Annotated in this window: 19 protein-coding genes and 1 tRNA gene; 14 read left to right on the forward strand and 6 right to left on the reverse strand. The window is 67.5% G+C overall.

All coding sequences use genetic code 11. The features are described from left to right. The first annotated feature begins 10 nt into the window (after positions 1–10). From BJ964_RS17185 to BJ964_RS17195, 3 genes are all read left to right on the forward strand, one after another. On the forward strand, positions 11–442 hold the full coding sequence (locus BJ964_RS17185) for a DUF3052 domain-containing protein (RefSeq protein WP_188121600.1): 432 nt from the start codon (positions 11–13) through the stop codon (positions 440–442). A 79-nt stretch (positions 443–521) separates the two neighbouring features. Beyond that, entirely contained in the window at positions 522–986 is a 465-nt protein-coding gene (locus BJ964_RS17190; protein ID WP_188121601.1) for a peroxiredoxin, read from the forward strand. Between the two features lie 42 nt (positions 987–1028). Continuing rightward, a tRNA-Val gene (locus BJ964_RS17195) sits at positions 1029–1103 on the forward strand. 73 nt (positions 1104–1176) lie between these two features. Here BJ964_RS17195 and BJ964_RS17200 read toward each other — a convergent pair. The 3 genes from BJ964_RS17200 to BJ964_RS17210 all read right to left on the reverse strand — a co-directional run bounded on the left by BJ964_RS17200 (position 1177) and on the right by BJ964_RS17210 (position 3667). Then, complete coding sequence (locus BJ964_RS17200) at positions 1177–1650, reverse strand: tyrosine-type recombinase/integrase (RefSeq protein ID WP_229807108.1); 474 nt, start codon at positions 1648–1650, stop codon at positions 1177–1179. Positions 1651–1696: 46 nt separating this feature from the next. Continuing rightward, the gene (locus tag BJ964_RS17205; RefSeq protein ID WP_188121603.1) at positions 1697–2296 is read right to left on the reverse strand and encodes a hypothetical protein; all 600 of its coding nucleotides are present in this window, start codon (positions 2294–2296) and stop codon (positions 1697–1699) included. A 453-nt stretch (positions 2297–2749) separates the two neighbouring features. Then, the gene (locus BJ964_RS17210) at positions 2750–3667 is read right to left on the reverse strand and encodes a hypothetical protein (protein WP_188121604.1); all 918 of its coding nucleotides are present in this window, start codon (positions 3665–3667) and stop codon (positions 2750–2752) included. Between the two features lie 89 nt (positions 3668–3756). Between BJ964_RS17210 and BJ964_RS17215 the strand changes: the two genes are divergently transcribed. Continuing rightward, complete coding sequence (locus BJ964_RS17215) at positions 3757–4293, forward strand: NUDIX hydrolase (RefSeq protein WP_188121605.1); 537 nt, start codon at positions 3757–3759, stop codon at positions 4291–4293. A 62-nt stretch (positions 4294–4355) separates the two neighbouring features. On the opposite strand, the gene BJ964_RS17220 is transcribed toward BJ964_RS17215, so the two are convergent. Continuing rightward, entirely contained in the window at positions 4356–4880 is a 525-nt protein-coding gene (locus BJ964_RS17220; RefSeq protein WP_188121606.1) for a DUF402 domain-containing protein, read from the reverse strand. A gap of 288 nt (positions 4881–5168) precedes the next feature. Continuing rightward, positions 5169–5804, reverse strand: coding sequence for a bifunctional DNA primase/polymerase (locus BJ964_RS17225; RefSeq protein WP_188121607.1), 636 nt, complete (start codon positions 5802–5804; stop codon positions 5169–5171). A 222-nt stretch (positions 5805–6026) separates the two neighbouring features. Here BJ964_RS17225 and BJ964_RS17230 point away from each other — a divergent pair, with 222 nt between their 5' ends. From BJ964_RS17230 to mctP, 8 genes are all read left to right on the forward strand, one after another. Next, positions 6027–7253, forward strand: a complete 1227-nt coding sequence (locus BJ964_RS17230; RefSeq protein WP_188121608.1) for a helix-turn-helix domain-containing protein — start codon at positions 6027–6029, stop codon at positions 7251–7253. 16 nt (positions 7254–7269) lie between these two features. Beyond that, positions 7270–7848 (forward strand): flavoprotein, encoded by a 579-nt coding sequence (locus BJ964_RS17235; protein WP_188121609.1) that lies wholly within the window; start codon positions 7270–7272, stop codon positions 7846–7848. A gap of 19 nt (positions 7849–7867) precedes the next feature. Further along, positions 7868–8707: a Nif3-like dinuclear metal center hexameric protein gene (locus BJ964_RS17240; RefSeq protein WP_188121610.1), complete on the forward strand. Its 840-nt coding sequence runs from the start codon at positions 7868–7870 to the stop codon at positions 8705–8707. Next, positions 8704–9438, forward strand: coding sequence for a zinc ribbon domain-containing protein (locus BJ964_RS17245; RefSeq protein ID WP_188121611.1), 735 nt, complete (start codon positions 8704–8706; stop codon positions 9436–9438). Before BJ964_RS17240 ends, BJ964_RS17245 begins: the two co-directional genes overlap by 4 nt. Positions 9439–9511: 73 nt before the next feature. After that, positions 9512–10612 carry a bifunctional RNase H/acid phosphatase gene (locus BJ964_RS17250; protein WP_188121612.1) on the forward strand — a complete coding sequence of 367 codons (1101 nt, stop codon included), beginning with the start codon at positions 9512–9514 and terminating at the stop codon, positions 10610–10612. 80 nt (positions 10613–10692) lie between these two features. Beyond that, entirely contained in the window at positions 10693–11979 is a 1287-nt protein-coding gene (locus tag BJ964_RS17255; protein ID WP_188121613.1) for a glycoside hydrolase family 18 protein, read from the forward strand. A 129-nt stretch (positions 11980–12108) separates the two neighbouring features. Beyond that, positions 12109–12324: a DUF3311 domain-containing protein gene (locus BJ964_RS17260; RefSeq protein ID WP_188121614.1), complete on the forward strand. Its 216-nt coding sequence runs from the start codon at positions 12109–12111 to the stop codon at positions 12322–12324. Next, positions 12321–13967, forward strand: coding sequence for a monocarboxylate uptake permease MctP (gene mctP, locus BJ964_RS17265; protein WP_188121615.1), 1647 nt, complete (start codon positions 12321–12323; stop codon positions 13965–13967). Before BJ964_RS17260 ends, mctP begins: the two co-directional genes overlap by 4 nt. Before the next feature lie 6 nt (positions 13968–13973). Here the strand turns inward: mctP and BJ964_RS17270 are convergent, their stop codons facing one another. After that, positions 13974–14717, reverse strand: a complete 744-nt coding sequence (locus BJ964_RS17270; RefSeq protein WP_188121616.1) for a DUF6301 family protein — start codon at positions 14715–14717, stop codon at positions 13974–13976. Positions 14718–15322: 605 nt separating this feature from the next. Here BJ964_RS17270 and BJ964_RS17275 point away from each other — a divergent pair. Both BJ964_RS17275 and BJ964_RS17280 read left to right on the forward strand, forming a co-directional pair. Further along, positions 15323–16108 (forward strand): GntR family transcriptional regulator, encoded by a 786-nt coding sequence (locus BJ964_RS17275; protein ID WP_188126998.1) that lies wholly within the window; start codon positions 15323–15325, stop codon positions 16106–16108. Then, on the forward strand, positions 16105–16857 hold the full coding sequence (locus tag BJ964_RS17280; protein WP_188121617.1) for a PP2C family protein-serine/threonine phosphatase: 753 nt from the start codon (positions 16105–16107) through the stop codon (positions 16855–16857). Before BJ964_RS17275 ends, BJ964_RS17280 begins: the two co-directional genes overlap by 4 nt. The last annotated feature ends 111 nt before the right edge of the window (positions 16858–16968 follow it).

Below are 16968 nucleotides of genomic sequence, written 5' to 3' on the forward strand. Positions count from 1 at the left end.
GATTTGGACAGTGAGCGCGACCGCGGGTCAGGCCGACGGCGTACGTAGCCTGGCGGACCGGTTCGGCTTCGAGCCGAACATGGTGGTCATGGAGATGGGTTACGACGAGGACGTCGATGACGATCTCCGTGACGCCCTGACCGAACGCGTCGGAGAGCTGGTCGACGAGGACACCGACGAGGTCGTCGACGCGGTGCTGTTGTGGTACCGCGACGGCGACGACGACCTTTTCGAAATCTTGACCGACGCACTCGGCCCCCTCGCCGACAACGGCGTGGTGTGGCTGTTGACCCCGAAGGCCGGGCGTGACGGGCACGTCGAGCCGAGCGAGATCAGCGAGGCGGCCCCCACCGCGGGCCTCCAGCAGACCTCGACGGTGAACGCCGGCAAGGACTGGACAGGCGCACGCCTGGTCTCCCCACGGGGCGCCAAGAAGAAGTAGCTCACTGCCTTCTCCCCATCTCTGGTCGGCGCCCGGCGGGCGCCGACCATGCGGCGTTCGCCTGGTCTAGGCTGGGCGGATGCCGATCGAGCTGGGCGTGCCGGCGCCGGACTTCGTCCTCAAGGACCAGAACAACCAGGAGGTCCGCCTCAGCGACTTCCACGGTCGCAAGGCGGTCCTGCTGGTGTTCTACCCGCTGGCGTTCAGCCGCCGCTGCCACGGCGAGCTCACCGAGATCCAGGAGAACCTTCCGGCGTACGCGAACGACCACGTCCAGGTGCTGACGGTGAGCGTCGACTCGGTCTACGGTCACAAGGTCTGGGCCGAGCAGGAGGGCTTCGACTTCCCGCTGCTCGCCGACTTCTGGCCGCACGGCGAGGTGGCCCGCGCCTACGGTGTCTTCGACGACGAGCGCGGCTTCGCCAACCGCGGCACCTTCCTGGTCGACCCGGCGGGCCGGATCACCTTCGCCGAGATGAACGGCCCCGGCGAGGTCCGCGACCAGGCCCCCTGGCGCGCCGCCGTCGCCACCCTGAGCCGCTGATCCCCGGCAGGGTACGATGGCGACTCCGGCTTTCGCCGAGCCGGGCGCGTAGCTCAGTGGGAGAGCACTCGCCTTACAAGCGAGGGGTCGTAGGTTCGAAACCTACCGCGCCCACCACGATAACCAGCGGAGACGCTGGCCACATGATCCAGCGGGCGACCGTTGACAGCAACGGTGACAGCTACGGCGCTCACGACAGCCGCCCGTCGAGTTTCCCGAGGGCCTGGCGCATCGCTTCGAGGTTGGTGTGCGAGTACACCTTGAGAGTGATCTTCACGTCCGCGTGCCGGGCGATCGCCTGGACCACATGCGGCGGGACGCCGAGGTCCATCAGGATGGACACGACGGTGTGACGGAAGTCATGTAGCCGGACCTCGGGAAGGCCGGCTGATACGCGGAGCCGGGCGAAGTGGCGGTTGAGGTTGCGGGGCTCCATCGGAGTTCCGAGTTCGGACGGGAAGACCAGGCCGTGGTCGGTCCAGACCTCCGTGAGCTTGGTACGTTCCCGGGCCTGGGCTTCCTGGTGCTCCAGCAGGACCAGCCAGGTCCAATCCGGCAACGGCAGAACACTCTCCGAGTCCTCCGTCTTCGCGCCAGCCACGACAAGCTGTCCACCGACGCGCTGAACGGTCTGCTCGACCGAGAGTGTGACGGCACGTGTCAAGACGAGATTGACACGTGCCACACACAGCTGAGTGAACACTCAATATCTAGTCCTCGGCCAGGATGTTCGCCACCACGCCACCGAATCCGATATATAGATGACTCAAGCCTCCGACCGCCTCCAAAAATCTAAGCTGGTTCCAGGCAGAGTCGAATTCAGTCCTACCGAGCGCACTCAATTCTTGACGTTTGCTTCCCCAATGGATTAGATCACCATAGTTGTACGTTGAAATAATCTCTTCAGGATACGGAGGCCCATCGCCAGGAACTCCAATAGCACCGCGATCTGGAAATAGCTTCTCGCTGGAAAGAACCTTCAAAGGTTTTGCGCGAAGCTTACCGTGAGCCGCTCGCCACTGCGCCAGAGCCTGCCAATTCTCGTCGTCACCCCACTGCGGCCGGGCCTGCCGAGCAACTGCGTTATACGCTTTGAGGAAAGATGCAGATTCGCCCGGCTCATAGAGTTGCCGAAATGCCACGGCAAATCCGCGCGTGACTTCCCGTGAAACAAAGTCGGTAGTAAGTGTCTCTTCTTGGGTACCGTCAGGAAGGGTCTGCACCTGAATTGTCAACCCTCCTGAATCATTGAGCAATGAGCTTGTGGCCAGCTCCGCCGCCTCTTCAACGTATCGATCCAAGATCTCCACGTCGCTACCGAATGAGGCCCTAGGGATTCTCGGGAGGACCGCAGGGTCCGTCAAAGGGAAAACAAATGTCAGCAAACGCCACCAGAACTCGAATCCTTCCCGGCTGCTGGACCGCTCAATAAATGGAGGCGTGAAGGGCAAATTTGCTGCCCAACTTGACGACGTCAAATCCCACTCCGGCACACTTGTAACCAATCACCCGGGTTAAGTACGGGCTCAGACCATCTAACCGCACCTAGAGCACAAGCCGAAGGCCAATTATGCCCAGGTGCTACTGGGGGACCGTGCCTGACCGACGGAGCCACACCGGTCATCAGCGGGCAACAACGCGCCTCCGAACCCTGCCCCATCAGGCTATGGACGGCTTAAACGTACTGGTCCCAGGACTCCAGCAGGAAGTCTCCCGGGCGGCTGGTGATCATCTTCCAAACTGATCACGCCAGCTTCGACGGTTCAGCTTACGACGGATAGTTGAGGCGCTGGTGACGGACTGCTCGGAGAGGATGGGGCTCCGCTCGGAGCCGAACTCGAAGGGCTCGGCAGCGGGCCCAGTTTCTTCTCGTTATCCAGAAGCGGGCATGGAGGCAAGCTGCGAACCTTATTTTTGAATATGGGGGCTACCGTGCGTAGAGTGCAGTATTGCCTTTCGGTGATTCGTGCCTTGTCGACTCTAATTACTGCTGATTCGGCTGGAAAATAGGCGACGAATTCCTTTTCGGAGCTGTTAAGGACGAAGGCCTGTCTCTTCTGTCCGTCGACAACAAGTTGCTCTGCTGGAAGCCAGGACTGTGTGGAAGCGACCATCGACCAGATCGCCGAGAGACTGAGCGCCAGGGCAACCCTGCGGTTCTCGGCCCGAGACTGCTCAGTTGACCTGCCCCGGTCGATTCGCCCAAAAATCCATATTGCGACGAGTGGAAAAATGGCAATAGGGAAAAGTTCGAACCAGCTGCGTACCATGGTAGCGCCGATAAATGATATCAATAAGATCAGAAAGATGTTCCGGCCTCTATTGGTGGATTCAGGGCTGGCGGCGTCCATGGCCAGAAAGATGTTGGTGATATATAGCCATGTTGGAATCGCTAGTAGGAAGAACGCGACGGCTAGGCTTCCGATGGCGGAATTGGATATTATCGCCAAAGCTGTGGTCTGGTTCCAGTTGGCAACCGCCAGCATGCGGATCGCCACAAAAGGAACTGACAAAATGCCTACCACTCCGGCAATCTCAATGAATGGCTTTACCGATGCTGCCGTTTGTGTAGCGCTAGCGACGATAGGGATCTGCGCCTGAGTGCCCGCAGGTGCCGATGGCGGCACGTCGGCCGCCTTGCGTCTGGGCTGGATCCGCGCCTGCCTCTTGATGCGTTCCACGCGAACAGAGCCTAGGCGCTCGTGAAGCGTGGCGAAGCACCTGAAAGGATGATCTACGCGAGACGGTCTTAGCGGTGTATCGATGAGCCATGCCTGCGAATAACGAAGATCAGGCGGTCGTCGCAGCCATCGTTGTCCAGAGCGGCCGAGTTTTGTTGATCCGACGTGCCGTAGTGGAGGGCCGGCTCTCGTGGCAGTTCCCAGCTGGGAAGGTCGAAGTTGGCGAGCGCACCGACGAGGCCGCGGTGCGGGAGACACTTGAGGAGACCGGGCTTGCGGTGCGGGTCGTTGATGACCTCGGAATGCGAATACACCCGGACACGGGTCGGACCATGTTCTACCTCGCGTGCGAAGTCGAGGGCGGGAACGCCTATCCGGCAAGCCGGGCGGAGGTGGCGGAGGTGGCATGGTGTGACCGACAGACCGTCGCCGTGCTTGTTCCTTACCCGCTCTACAGTCCGGTCCAGCGGTACTTGGATGATCGTCTCGAACGCGGGCAGGCCAGTAGAACGATGGCCGAGCTGACAGCAACGCTGACAGCAACCGGGGCAGATGATCTCGATCGGAGCGGTCTTGCGCCGGACGATGTTCCGAGGTCGCAGCCTTGTACGGACGAGGCCGGATGAGCCGCCCGGAACTTACAAGCGAGGGGTCGTAGGTTCGAAACCTACCGCGCCCACCAGTCAATTCACGTTCGTGGCGGCGTTGCGCCCAGGCGGGTCATCCAGGTCAGGGCATGTGTGCCGAAGGGCTCGTCCGCTCCGGTCAGCGCGTCGCGTAGGTGGGTCGCCGCGGCGGTGGCCTGCGTGACCACCTCGGGTGGGTAACCGAGTTCCCGGCGGTGGGCTTCGAACTCGTCCTCGTCCTCGATCAGGACCCGGCCGTCGGGGCGGGAGCGGGTCACGTCGATGTCCAGGTCGACGACCGTGATGCGGCCGGGGGAGTGTTCGGCCGGGGTGGTCACGTCGCAGTAGACCTCCTGGGCGGAGGGCTCGGCCAGGAACATCGCCATCCACCAGCCGTCGTGCGGGATCAGGCGGACCGCGTCGTGGCGGGTGTGCTCGACCGGGCTGGCGCCGTAGCTGAAGCGGACCACGCTGCCCCTGGGGGTGCCGATCCAGGTGCCGTGCTCGTCGTCGCCGAGCAGCAGGCCGGTGACGCTGCGGTGCGGGCGGCCGTCGTATTTGCGCAGCACCAGCTCGACCCTGTCCACGAGGGCAGAGACTAGCCGCAACCGGGGCGCAACGGGGTGGGCGCTCAACCGGGGGCGGGCCGGACCGATCACTGTTGGTGTCCGCGGGGAACACCCGCGGTGGGCGGGTCCCGGCCGGTTTCCCCTTGGCGGCCAGGGCCCGCCCGGACGTACCAAAGGCCGTGATCATGGCCTGCCGGGATGTCGCCATCTGAATTCATTCACGAGTCTCACCCCTTCGGGGGACGCGCGGATCACCCCGGTTCGGGATAGGGTTGTCGGGTGACATGTGTACCCGTGCAAAGACCTTCAGGCGGCCCGGCGAGCGGTGGACAGCTGCCGGGGGATGTCCGGTTGTCCCGGCCGGCGAGCCGGGCCCAGTGCGATCACCAGTCGCTCCTGCACCCGGGCCGAGTCCGGCAGACGCCACTGTGACCGGCCGGGCGGCACTTCCCAGCGGACCGGTCCGTCGGCCGTGCGGCTGGGCGGCACCGGGATCCACGAGCCGGTTCCGTGCCGCACCACGTCGAGGCGCCGCTCCAGTTCGGGTCGCAGTGCGGTGCCCGGCTGGACGAGGAACATCCAGCTCCCGGCCGGGGTCACGGCGACCGGTCCGGCGTCCGGGCCGTGCCGGCCCAGCGACGCGGGCACCTCCAGGACGTCGAAGGCCGTTCCCGTGGTGAGGAGAACGGTGTAGGGGTGCCGCCGCCACCAGTCGGTGATCCGGGCCGGATCGTCGGTGGCAGAGGTGACCCAGGAGTCGATCGCCGGATGGCATCCGGTGATGGGACAACCCGGCCGTCCGCAGTCGAACCGGTTTCCGGTCAGGTACGAGCCGGGCATCACGGGCCACCCGTGTGCCGCATACCGCAGGGCGGCGCGGCGCAGGAGTGGCCGGTCGAGGATTGACGGTGGGACGAACGGCTGACGGCTGGTCCACTGCATAGCTCGATACCCCCGGGATCGGGCGGGAGTGCCGTTACCCGTCACGACAACCATCGTTGGGCTCGGCGGATCCACCCTTTGCAACTTGCAAGAAAACTACGAGCATCGGTGAGCAGGCGATCACACACGCTGTGCGATCTGTGCACACGTGAGCGGTCCACACTGCGAGTGACACCGGATGGCTCGCCGGCGGAAAGACCGCCGGTTGAGTGGGGAGGCACCGTGGACGAGCTGCCGATCGGCCGTCGCGTCGCCTACTGGCGGGGCCGACGCAAAATGTCCCAGCAGGTCTTCGCGGACCGGCTGGGTAAATCGAAGAGCTGGGTCGACAAGGTGGAACGCGGGGTTCGCCGGCTCGACAAGTTCTCAGTGGTGTACGACATCGCCGACGTGCTCCAGGTCGACGTCCAGCTGTTGCTGGGCAAAGAGGTGGAGCGTAAGCCGGAGACCCAGAACTGCATCGACCAGGTCGAGGTCGAGGAGATCCGCGCCGCTCTCGAGCGGTACGACCAGATGAGCGCGTTCTTCCAGGCGGTGCCGCACTCACCGCCGCTCGCGGAGATGCGCAAGGCCGTCAGCCACGCCTGGCTGACCTATCAGCACGCCAAGTACGGGGTCCTGGCGCGCGCCCTGCCCAAGCTGCTCCGCGACGCCCAGGCGGCGGACAGCGCCCACGCCAACAGCGACGAGGCGTCGCACGCCGCGCACCTGCTCGGCCAGGTCTACCAGATCGCCTCGTCGGCGCTGCGCAAGGTCGGCGAGCACGAGCTGTCCTGGCTGGCCGCGGACCGTTCGATCGCGGTCTCCCAGCGGGCCGGCGACCAGTTGCTGGCCGGGCTGGCCAGTTACCGGGTCGGCAGCGCCCTGCTCGCGCTGGGCCGGGTCCGGCCGTCGCTCGAAGTGAACGTCAACATCGCCAACCGGCTGGCGCCCGGCCCGGAGCGGCCGCGTGCCGAGCAGCTCTCGGTCTACGGGATGCTGCTGCTCAACGGGGCCATGGCGGCCGCCCGGATCGGGGACAGCGCGACCGTCCGTGATCTGCTCTGCGGGGCCGACCAGGCGTCACTGGAGCTGGGTGGCGACTTCAACCACTACTGGACCAGCTTCGGGCCGACCAACGTGCAGCTGCACCGCTGCGCGACCGCGGTCGAGCTCGGGGACGGGAAGCTGGCGGTGGAGACACATCTGGGCATGGACCAGAACGGGTTCCACGCCATGCTCCCGGAGCGGCGGGCACACCACTTCCTCGACATCGCGCGCGGTTACACGCAGATCGGCGATGTGGAGAAGGCGGGCGAGATGCTGCTGGAGGGCGACCGGCTCGCCCCTTCCGAGATCCGGTGCCGGCCACTCGCCCACGAAGTCCTTTCCGACGTGCTCCGGCGGACCCGGGGCACGCCGCCCGCTCCGATCGCGGAGCTGGCTGAACAGATGGGAGTCGGTGTATGAGGTGGGTCTGCGAGTGATGACGGGTAACCCCTCACCCGGTGTGCTGTACGTGTTGGTGTGCGGCTCACCGATGGCCCGGGACGTCGGGATCCTCGTCACCCTCGCCCAGAACGAGGGCTGGGACGTGTGCGTGATCACCTCGCCGGACGGCCGCAAGTTCGTTGACGTGGCGGCTCTCCAGGCGCAGACCGGACATCCGGTTCGATCCGCGTACAAGAGTCCCGGCGACCCGGACACGTTGCCGCCGGCGGACGCGATGATCGTCGCGCCCGCCACGGTCAACACGGTCAACAAGTGGGCCGCCGGGATCACCGACACGCTGGTGCTGGGCCTTCTCGTCGAGGCGTACGGCTACGGCGTCCCGATCGCCGTGGTGCCGTACACCAACAAGGTGATGGCACTGCATCCGGCGCTGCACGAGAGCCTCGCGAAACTCCGCGACTGGGGGGTGCACGTCCTCTACGGGGAGGACGTGTGCCGTCTCGGCGGCCCCGGGCAGACCGACCGCTACCGGGGGCAGTTCCCCTGGCGGCGGGCCCTCCAGGCGGTCAGCAACCCGGTCGCCGCCCGAGTCGAGCCGGGGGCGGTCACCTAGCGGTATAGGCTCAGCCCTCGTGACCGACTCAACCGTCCGGACCGTGGTGGACGCCCTAGACACGCGATACCCGCGGAGCTGGGCGGAGCCCTGGGACCGGGTCGGGTTGGTGCTCGGCGAATTCGACCACCCCGTCGCCCGGGTCCTCTGCGTCGTCGACTGCGTGCCGGAGACCGTGGAGCAGGCCGTCGACCTCGGCGCCGACCTGATCGTGGCGCACCATCCGCTGTTCCTGAAGCCGGTGTCGTCGATCGCCCCGGACACATTCAAGGGCCGCATCGTGCACCGGCTGATCCGTGCCGGTGTGGCGCTCTACACCGCGCACACCAACGCCGACGTGGCCAACCCCGGCGTCTCCGACGCCCTCGCCGCCCGTCTCGGCCTGACCGACCTGCGCCCGCTGGCGCCCGCCGAGGGCGCGGCCGCCGGCGAGGGGCGCGGCCTGGGCCGGATCGGCGTGCTGCCCGAGCCGCTCACGCTGGCGGAGCTGACCCGGCTCGCGGCCGAGCGGCTGCCGGCCACCTCGGCCGGTGTGCGTTCCGCCGGTGACCCGGACCGCCCGATCCGTACGGTCGCCGTCTGCGGTGGCGCGGGTGACTCGTTCCTGCCGGACGCGACCCGCGCCGGCGTCGACGCGTACCTCTGCGCGGACCTGCGGCATCATCCGGTGAGCGAGCATCTCGCGGCCGGTGGCCCGGCGCTGCTCGACGTCGCGCACTGGGCGAGCGAACGCCCCTGGCTCGACGACGTGGCGGCCTGGCTGCGCGAGGTCTTTCCCGTTGATGTGGTGGTGTCAGACGTGGACACCGACCCCTGGACCGTCCATGCGAACCGCGACGATTTGGAGATCCGCCCGTGAAGGCCGCCCCGGAAGCCCAGCGCCGTCTGCTCGACCTGCAGGCCGTCGACACCACCCTGGCCCAGCTCGCGCACCGGCGTAAGTCGCTGCCCGAGCTGGCCGAGATCGACGCGGTCGCGCGGGAGATCTCCGCGCTGGAGGACGAGCGGGTCCGCGCCCAGGTGGTCGTCGACGACCTGGACCGGGACATCGCCCGCCTGGAGAAGGACATCGACCAGGTCCGGCAGCGCAAGGACAAGGACCAGAAGCGGCTGGACGCGGGTGGTTCGCTGCGTGAGGTCGAGGGCCTCCAGCACGAGCTGGCCACGCTGAACCGGCGGCAGTCCGAGCTGGAGGACGCCGAGCTGGAGCTGATGGAGCAGAAGGAGACGGCGGAGGCCACCCTGGCCGAGGTGCAGGGCCGGCTGTCGGCCGCGGTCGGCCGGCGCACCGACGCCGAGCGCCGCCGCGACGAGGCGAACGCGGAGATCGCCAAGGAGCTGGAGTTCAAGACCCAGGCCCGGGTGCCGCTCGCCGCGGACCTGCCGTCCGACCTGGTCGCCCTGTACGACAAGATCCGCACCGAGACCGGGATGGGCGCGGCCCTGGTGTACGCCGGGCGGTGCGGCGCCTGCCGGATCGAGCTGTACGGCGCCGACCTGAACCGGGTGAAGTCGTCCCCCAAGGACGACGTGGTCCGCTGTGAGGAGTGCCGCCGGATCATGGTGCGCACGTCGGAGTCCGGCCTATGAGCGAGCTTGCGAGCGAATCATTCGGCTCAGTTTTGAACTCATGGCGACGCCGGAGCGAAGCGGAGGTGGCGTCATGAGCGGATTGCGGGTGGTCGTCGAGGCCGATGGGGGTTCCCGCGGCAACCCGGGCCCGGCCGGGTTCGGCGCGGTGGTCCGGGACGCCGTGACCGGCGAGGTCCTGGCCGAGCGGTACGACTCCCTCGGTGTCACCACCAACAACGTGGCGGAGTACTCGGGCCTGATCGCGGGTCTCGCGGCGGCCGCCGAGCTGAACGCCGAGCGGGTCGCCGTCAAGATGGACTCCAAGCTGGTCATCGAGCAGATGTCCGGCCGCTGGCAGATCAAGAACGCGGGTTTGCGCCCGCTCGCCGCCGAGGCCGCGGCCCTGGTCGGCAAGTTCGCCGGGGTGACCTACGAGTGGATCCCGCGGGAGCGCAACAAGGCGGCGGACGAGCTGGCCAACCGGGCGATGGACGAGGCGGCCGGCGCTCCGGTGAAGCAGGCCCCGGTCAAGGCGGAGTCGCCCAAGTCGTGGGCGCCGCCGGCCAGCCTGGAGGACGCCACCCGGATCATCCTGGTCCGGCACGGCGCCACCCCGTTGACCGCTCAGGGCCGCTATTCGGGGCGTGGCGACGTGCCGCTCACCGACGAGGGCGAGGCGCAGGCGATGGCCGCGGCCGGGCGGGTGGCGGGTATTTCCCGTGACGTCGCGGCGGTGCTGTCGTCACCCCTTTCCCGGTGTGTGCGTACCGCTGAGCTGATCGCGGCCGAGGCCGGTGGGTTGCCGGTGACCGTGATGGACGACCTGATCGAGTGCGACTTCGGCCAGTGGGAGGCGAAGACCTTCGCCGAGGTGCAGGAGCGGTGGCCGGACGAGATGGCCGCGTGGCTGGCGTCGACGAGTGTGGCGCCGCCGGGCGGGGAGTCGTTCCAGGCGGTGGCGAAGCGAGTGCGTGGTGCTCTTGCGGCGGTGCTCAGCGCGTACCCGGGAAAGGTTGTCGTTCTTGTCTCTCATGTGTCGCCGATCAAGTTGATCCTGCGGGACGCGCTGGCGGCGGGGGATGCCTTCCTGCACCGGTTGTTCCTGGACGCGGCGGGTGTGTCGATGATGGACGTGTGGCCGGACGGGAACATCGCGGTCAGATCGGTCAACGAGACCGCCCATCTTCGATGAGCAGATATTGACCCTCGCAGGGCGGACGTTTAGCTTCCTCGATTAGGAAACTTTCTTCAACGTTTCGCCCTGGAGGGCTCATGCGCGGTTTCACCCGCCGCCTCGTCGCCGGGGTGGCTGTAGCCTCGGCCGTCGTGGCCGCAGCACCCGCTCCCGCACAGGCACATCCGGACGACTCATATGCCAAGGTCGCGTACTTCACCCAGTGGGGTATCTACGGCCGTAACTTCCAGCTCGCCGACGTGCAGAGCTCCGGTGCGGCCGCCCGGCTGACCCACCTCAACTACGCGTTCGGCCCGGTCACCGCGGACGGCGTCTGCGCCTCCGCCGACCCGTGGGCCGACTGGCAGACGCCGTTCGCCGCGGAGAACAGTGTGGACGGTGTCGCCGACGTGGCGGGCCAGCCGTTCGCCGGGAACCTCAACCAGATCGCCGAGATCAAGGCGAAGAACCCGAAGCTCAAGGCGCTCATCTCGCTCGGCGGCTGGTCCGGCTCCCGGTACTTCTCCGACGCGGCCCTCACCGACGCCTCCCGGAAGAAGCTGGTCAGCTCCTGCCTCGACCTGTGGATCAAGGGCAACCTGACCGGCCTGCCCGAGGGCGTGGCGGCCGGTGTCTTCGACGGCGTCGACCTGGACTGGGAGTGGCCCGGCTCGAACGGCGAGGTGGGCAACGTCATCCGGCCCGAGGACAAGCAGAACTTCACCCTGCTGGCCGCGGAGTTCCGGGCACAGCTCGACAAGCTCGGCAAGGCCAACCGGAAGAAGTACCTGCTCACGGCGTTCGTTCCGGCGGCGCCCGCGAAGATCGCAGCCGGTTTCGAGGTCGACAAGATCTTCAAGTACCTGGACTTCGCCACCGTGCAGGGCTACGACTTCCACGGCACCTGGGAGCCGGTCACCAACCAGCAGTCGGCGCTGCGCGTACCGGCCGGTGCGCCGGACAACCCGGACTTCTCGGCCGAGAACACGATCAACGCCTGGATCGCCGGTGGCGCCCCGAAGCGCAAGCTGGTGCTCGGCGTGCCCTACTACTCGCAGGGATGGACCGGGGTCACCGGCACCGGCAACGGCCTGTTCCAGCCGGCCGCCGGCCCGGCGCCGGGCGTCTTCGCCAACGGCACCGAGGACTGGAAGACGCTCAAGAAGCTGCCCGCACAAGGCTTCACGGTGCACCGGGACCTGCGCAACGGTCACGCCTGGCTGTTCGACGGCACCACCTTCTGGACGTACGACGACCCGGCCGTGATGGTGCAGAAGGCGCTCTACATCCGGGCCAAGGGCCTGGGCGGCGCGATGATGTGGTCGCTCGACGGTGACGACGAGAACGCGTCACTCACCAAGGCCATCTCGGCCGGCCTCCGCTAGCGGGACCGAGGAGGTGCGCCCCTTTCGGCGCACCTCCTCGCCCGTTCGGCGCATAGGGGATCGCCCGATCTTCCGACGTCTCGTTAGCGTGACGTAACGCACACGCAACGGAAGTGACAGAGGTGACCCATGGCTGAGCCGGAACGTCCCCGAACCGATAGAAGTCCCTGGAACTGGCTGCTCCTGGTGCCCATCGTGGTGCCGCTGCTGACCTTCCTCTACAACCACGACGAGCCGCGGATCGCCGGATTCCCGCTCTTCTACTGGCTGCAGCTCTCCTTCATCCTGCTCGGCGTCGGCACCACGACCCTCGTCTACCAGATGACCAAGCGGGGCCGGTCATGAGCGATCACATCACCGAGATCGTCATCTTCACGGCCCTGTTCCTGCTGGTCAGCGGGATGGGCTTCGTCGCCTCCCGGTGGCGGGCGCCGCAGGACATGGCCCACCTCGACGAGTGGGGGCTGGGCGGCCGCAGCTTCGGCGGCTGGATCACCTGGTTCCTGGTCGGTGGGGACCTCTACACGGCGTACACCTTCGTGGCGGTGCCCGCGCTGATGTTCGGCGCCGGAGCGGCCGGGTTCTTCGCGGTGCCCTACACCGTGATCATCTACCCGCTGTTCTTCCTCATCCTGATCCGGCTCTGGTCGGTGTCGCACCGGCACGGCTTCGTGACGCCGGCCGACTTCGTCCGCACCCGGTTCGGCTCGCCGACGCTGGCCCTGGTGGTCGCGATCACCGGGATCGTGGCGACCATGCCGTACATCGCCCTCCAGCTGATCGGCATCGAAGCGGTGCTCAAGACGATGGGCGTCACCGGCGAGAGCGCCCTGGCCCGGCACCTGCCGATCATCATCGCGTTCGCGATCCTGGCCGCCTACACCTACCAGTCCGGACTGCGGGCGCCCGCACTGATCGCCTTCGTCAAGGACACGATGATCTACATCGTGATCCTGGTGGCGGTGCTGTGGCTGCCGTACAAGCTGGGCGGCTGGAACGCCATCTTCGACGCGGCCGACGCCAAGTTCCAGGCGTCACCGGCACCCAACGACGGCATCCTCCTGAACGCCAACAACCAGGTGCAGTACTTCACCCTGGCGCTCGGGTCGGCGCTCGCGCTGTTCCTCTACCCGCACAGCATCACCGGTGTGCTGGCCAGCCGGAACCGGGGCGTGATCAAGCGCAACATGTCCGCGCTCCCGGCGTACAGCCTGCTGCTCGGCCTGATCGCGCTGCTCGGCTACATGGCCATCGCGGCCGGGGTGAAGCCGCTGCCCGGCGCCAAACCCGGCAGTGTGGACAGCAACACGGTCGTGCCGATCCTCTTCGACCAGCAGTTCCCGGCCTGGTTCACCGGTGTCGCGTTCGCCGCCATCGGCATCGGCGCGCTGGTCCCGGCCGCGATCATGTCGATCGCCGCGGCCAACCTGTTCACCCGCAACATCTACAAGGAGTACCTGCGCAAGGACGCCACCCACGCGCAGGAGGCGAGCGTCGCCAAGATCACCTCGCTGGTGGTGAAGATCGGGGCGGTGGCCTGCATCGTCTTCCTCGACCCGCAGTTCTCCATCGACCTCCAGCTGATCGGCGGCGTGATCATCCTCCAGACCGCGCCCGCCGTGGTCCTCGGCCTCTACACCCGGTGGCTGCACCGGGGCGCGCTCGTCGCGGGCTGGGCGGCCGGCATGGGACTCGGCTTCTGGATGCTCTGGCAGATCCCCAACGTGGCGACCGGGCGCAAACACTTCGGCGGCTCGGCGTTCCCGCTGTCCGAATTCGGGTTCGACAGCACGAAGACGATCTATGTGGGCTTCGTGGCGGTGCTGGTCAACGCGCTGGTAGCGGTGCTCGTGACACTCGCCCTGCGGGCCGCCAAGGTTGCCGAGGGCGTCGACGGCACCCAGCCCGACGACTACCTCGCCGACGAGGGCGACCCCCGCATCGAACGGGAACGCGCCGGCACGGTCGACAACATCTCGTCGACCTGACCCTTTCTAGGCTCGCGGCAGCGGCAGATGCGGGACCGGAAGGTCCGATCGGTAGCTGAGCTCGCCGGCCTCGTCACCCCAGCGGTTGGCGAGGCCGGCGGCCAATTCCCGGTACGCCGTCCCGGCGGCCGGCCAGGGAAGAACCATCTCGTCGCCGCCGGCGGTCACGGTGAGGGTGCCGTCCGTCTGCCGCAACTCCGCCCGCACCCCGCCCCGCGCGTCCAGCACGGTCACCACCGCACCGGCCGGAAGCGACGCCGCGGCGGCGGCCAGCCCCACCGCCAGGGCCGTCCCGTCCGCGACCGGGGCCACCAGGGGAGGCGGCATCCGGCGCGGCGCCGGCCGCAGCCACAGATCCAGCACACCCGGCCGGTCCACGATCTCCAGCATCCCGGCCGCCACCCGCCAGCCGGCGCTCGGATCCGGGCCCGGACACCGTGCCTGCGGCGGCCCGAGCAGCTCCGCCACCTGATCGACGGCGGCCCGGAACCCGTCCCGCCGGGCCAGCACCGCCTCCGGCCCGGCCGCCTCGTCCCGCTCGGCCAGACTCAGGTACAGCGCGGTCACCTCGGCGCCGAACAGAAACGCGCCCGCGTTGCCCGGATCCGCGTCGAAACGGCAGCTCACCGTCCCCTCCGACGGGGTACGCCACACCCAGCCGACAGCCGCGACCAGATCCGGCAGCTCGTCCACCGACCAGCTCCAGCCGATCCGGGCGAGCGCGGCCACGGTCCGCGCCAGAACGCTCACCACGACCCCCGTTCCACCAGCACCGGCGGTCATTCTCGCGCATCAAGGTCACATAGTCGCGCAGCGCTCACCCTGATCGCTCAAGCTCGGCGGGCCCAGCTCAGAAAGCGGGTATGGAGGTTCGCGGGAATCTCGCTCCGTGCGGTGAGATCCTCGGACGCCTGCCAGTGCTGGGCGGCCAGATAGATCATCAGCAGGGACCGGAAATCCCGGTATTCGTGCAGGAGATCGGTCTTGGCGGGTGGGCACGGCCAGGGTTCGCCGCAACGTCGGCAGAGCCATGCCGGTCGCTCCGGTAGGTGTTCCCCGGAGGCGGTCATCGTCGCGGAGGGCAGGCGGAGGGCCCTCGGCCGTGAACCGGGCAATCGAGGGTGACGCCGCAGATGCCGTACCGGAGTCGCGCCTTGTGGAAGGCCAGGCCGGTCCCGAGGCCGATGAGGAAGCCGATTGTCATCGCAAGCATCCTTGACCCCTAGGGCTTGATCGATTGCGGCACCGTTTGCGACATTGTCTTGGGATAGTTGGCTGTCGATAGTCTGGGGATAATCATGAGGCGTGTCAAGGATTGTCTTGGGACAATCACGGAAGGTGGGTGCTGAGTGCCCGTGCATTCGCGTTACCTGGACATCGCCGGAAAGATCCGTACGCGGATCGAGGCCGGCGAGTGGGAGCCGGGTGCGCGGCTGCCCCGCCTCGATGATTTCGCCGCCGAGTACGGCGCCAACCGGGACACCGTGGCGCGAGCGATCGCGGTGCTCGAAGCCGAAGGTTATGTGTGGGCCGTTCAAGGCCGGGGCATCGCCGTTCGCTACGGCACGATGCGCCCGCGCCGACCGCGCGGTGATCTGGTCAAGCGCAATGAGCACGCCACCGGATACTCGTTTCCGTCAGCGAGCGGGCAGGAAGTGTGGGTTCGGCACGGTGCGGCGATCAACGCGCCCGCTCGGCTGGACGATCCGCGGATCGCGAAACTGCTCGGCGTCGAACCGGGCGCTCAGGTGCTGCGCCGTTTCCGGGTGACCGGGCCCGCCTCCGAGGCGCCGTTCCAGATCAACATCTCGTGGATCCATCCGCGGGTAGCCGACATCGTCGCCGACGTGGACGCGGATCCGGCGGCAGGCGAGTGGCTGTACCGCATCGAGCGGGCGGGCCACTGGCCGATCAGCTGGATGGAGATCCACCGCGCCCGGGTGCCCAGCAAGGAGGAAGCGGATGTGCTCGGCATCCCGGCCAGCCTGCCAGTGCTGGAGATCGTCCGAGTCGGCAGTTCGGGGAGCGACGGCAAACCGGTCGAGGTGACCGAATTCGTGGTCGCGAGTGATCGCGTCGAGACGGTTCACGTCCTGCACCGGGATCCGGGCGCACAACAGCCGTGGGCCGACCCGGTATGACGTCGCCGCTCCAGATCACGGCCGCCGCCGGAACGCACGTCGGGCTGGTCCGCCGCCGCAACGAGGACAGCCACTACCTGGGTGACTTCCTCGTCGCGGTGGCGGACGGGCTGGGTGGGCACGTCGCCGGCGACCTTGCCAGCGGTACGGCGATCGAGGCGCTGAAGCCCTACGACCGGGAAGTGGATCCGGCTGACCTCGCGGACACACTCGGTACGGCCGTCGCCTCCGCCGACCGGGCGTTGCGCCGGAAGGTGCGGGAACAGCCGGACGCCGCCGGCATGGGCACGACGATGGTCGCGCTGCTCCGATCCGGGACGGCAGCCGTGGTCGCCAACGTCGGGGACTCCCGGGCCTACCTCATGCGTGCCTTTCGGTCAGGCGGTGATGCTTCGCTGCTCCGGATCACCGAGGACCACACCTACCAGCATCTGGTTGCCGCCGCCGACACCTTCCCCGAGCTACCGGGCAAGCTGGCCCGATTCCTCGACGGCAGAAAGGACGGCCGATCACCAGACCTGACCGCGGTGAGACTCAGCCCGGGCGACCGCATCCTGCTCTGCACCGATGGGTTGAGCTCCTACGTCCCGGAGCCGGTGATACAGAAGGTGCTCGGGTCCGCGGGATCACCCGACCAGGTCACCGAGGCACTCATCGCCAGCGCGCTCGATCGAGGCGCTCCGGACAACGTGACGGTTCTGGTCCTCGAAATCCGGGGCGGAGCGGCAACCGATGCGGCCGCGAGCTGACGTCGCGGTCACATCAGGCCGCGCCTTCGATATTCGGCAAGGCGGCGGCCTCGGCGTCGGTTCGGCGCAGATCGGTTGAGGTCTGAACTGAAATTCCTGGGCTCAAAGTAG

Source organism: Actinoplanes lobatus, assembly GCF_014205215.1.
In the GTDB taxonomy this organism is placed as follows: Bacteria; Actinomycetota; Actinomycetes; order Mycobacteriales; family Micromonosporaceae; genus Actinoplanes; species Actinoplanes lobatus.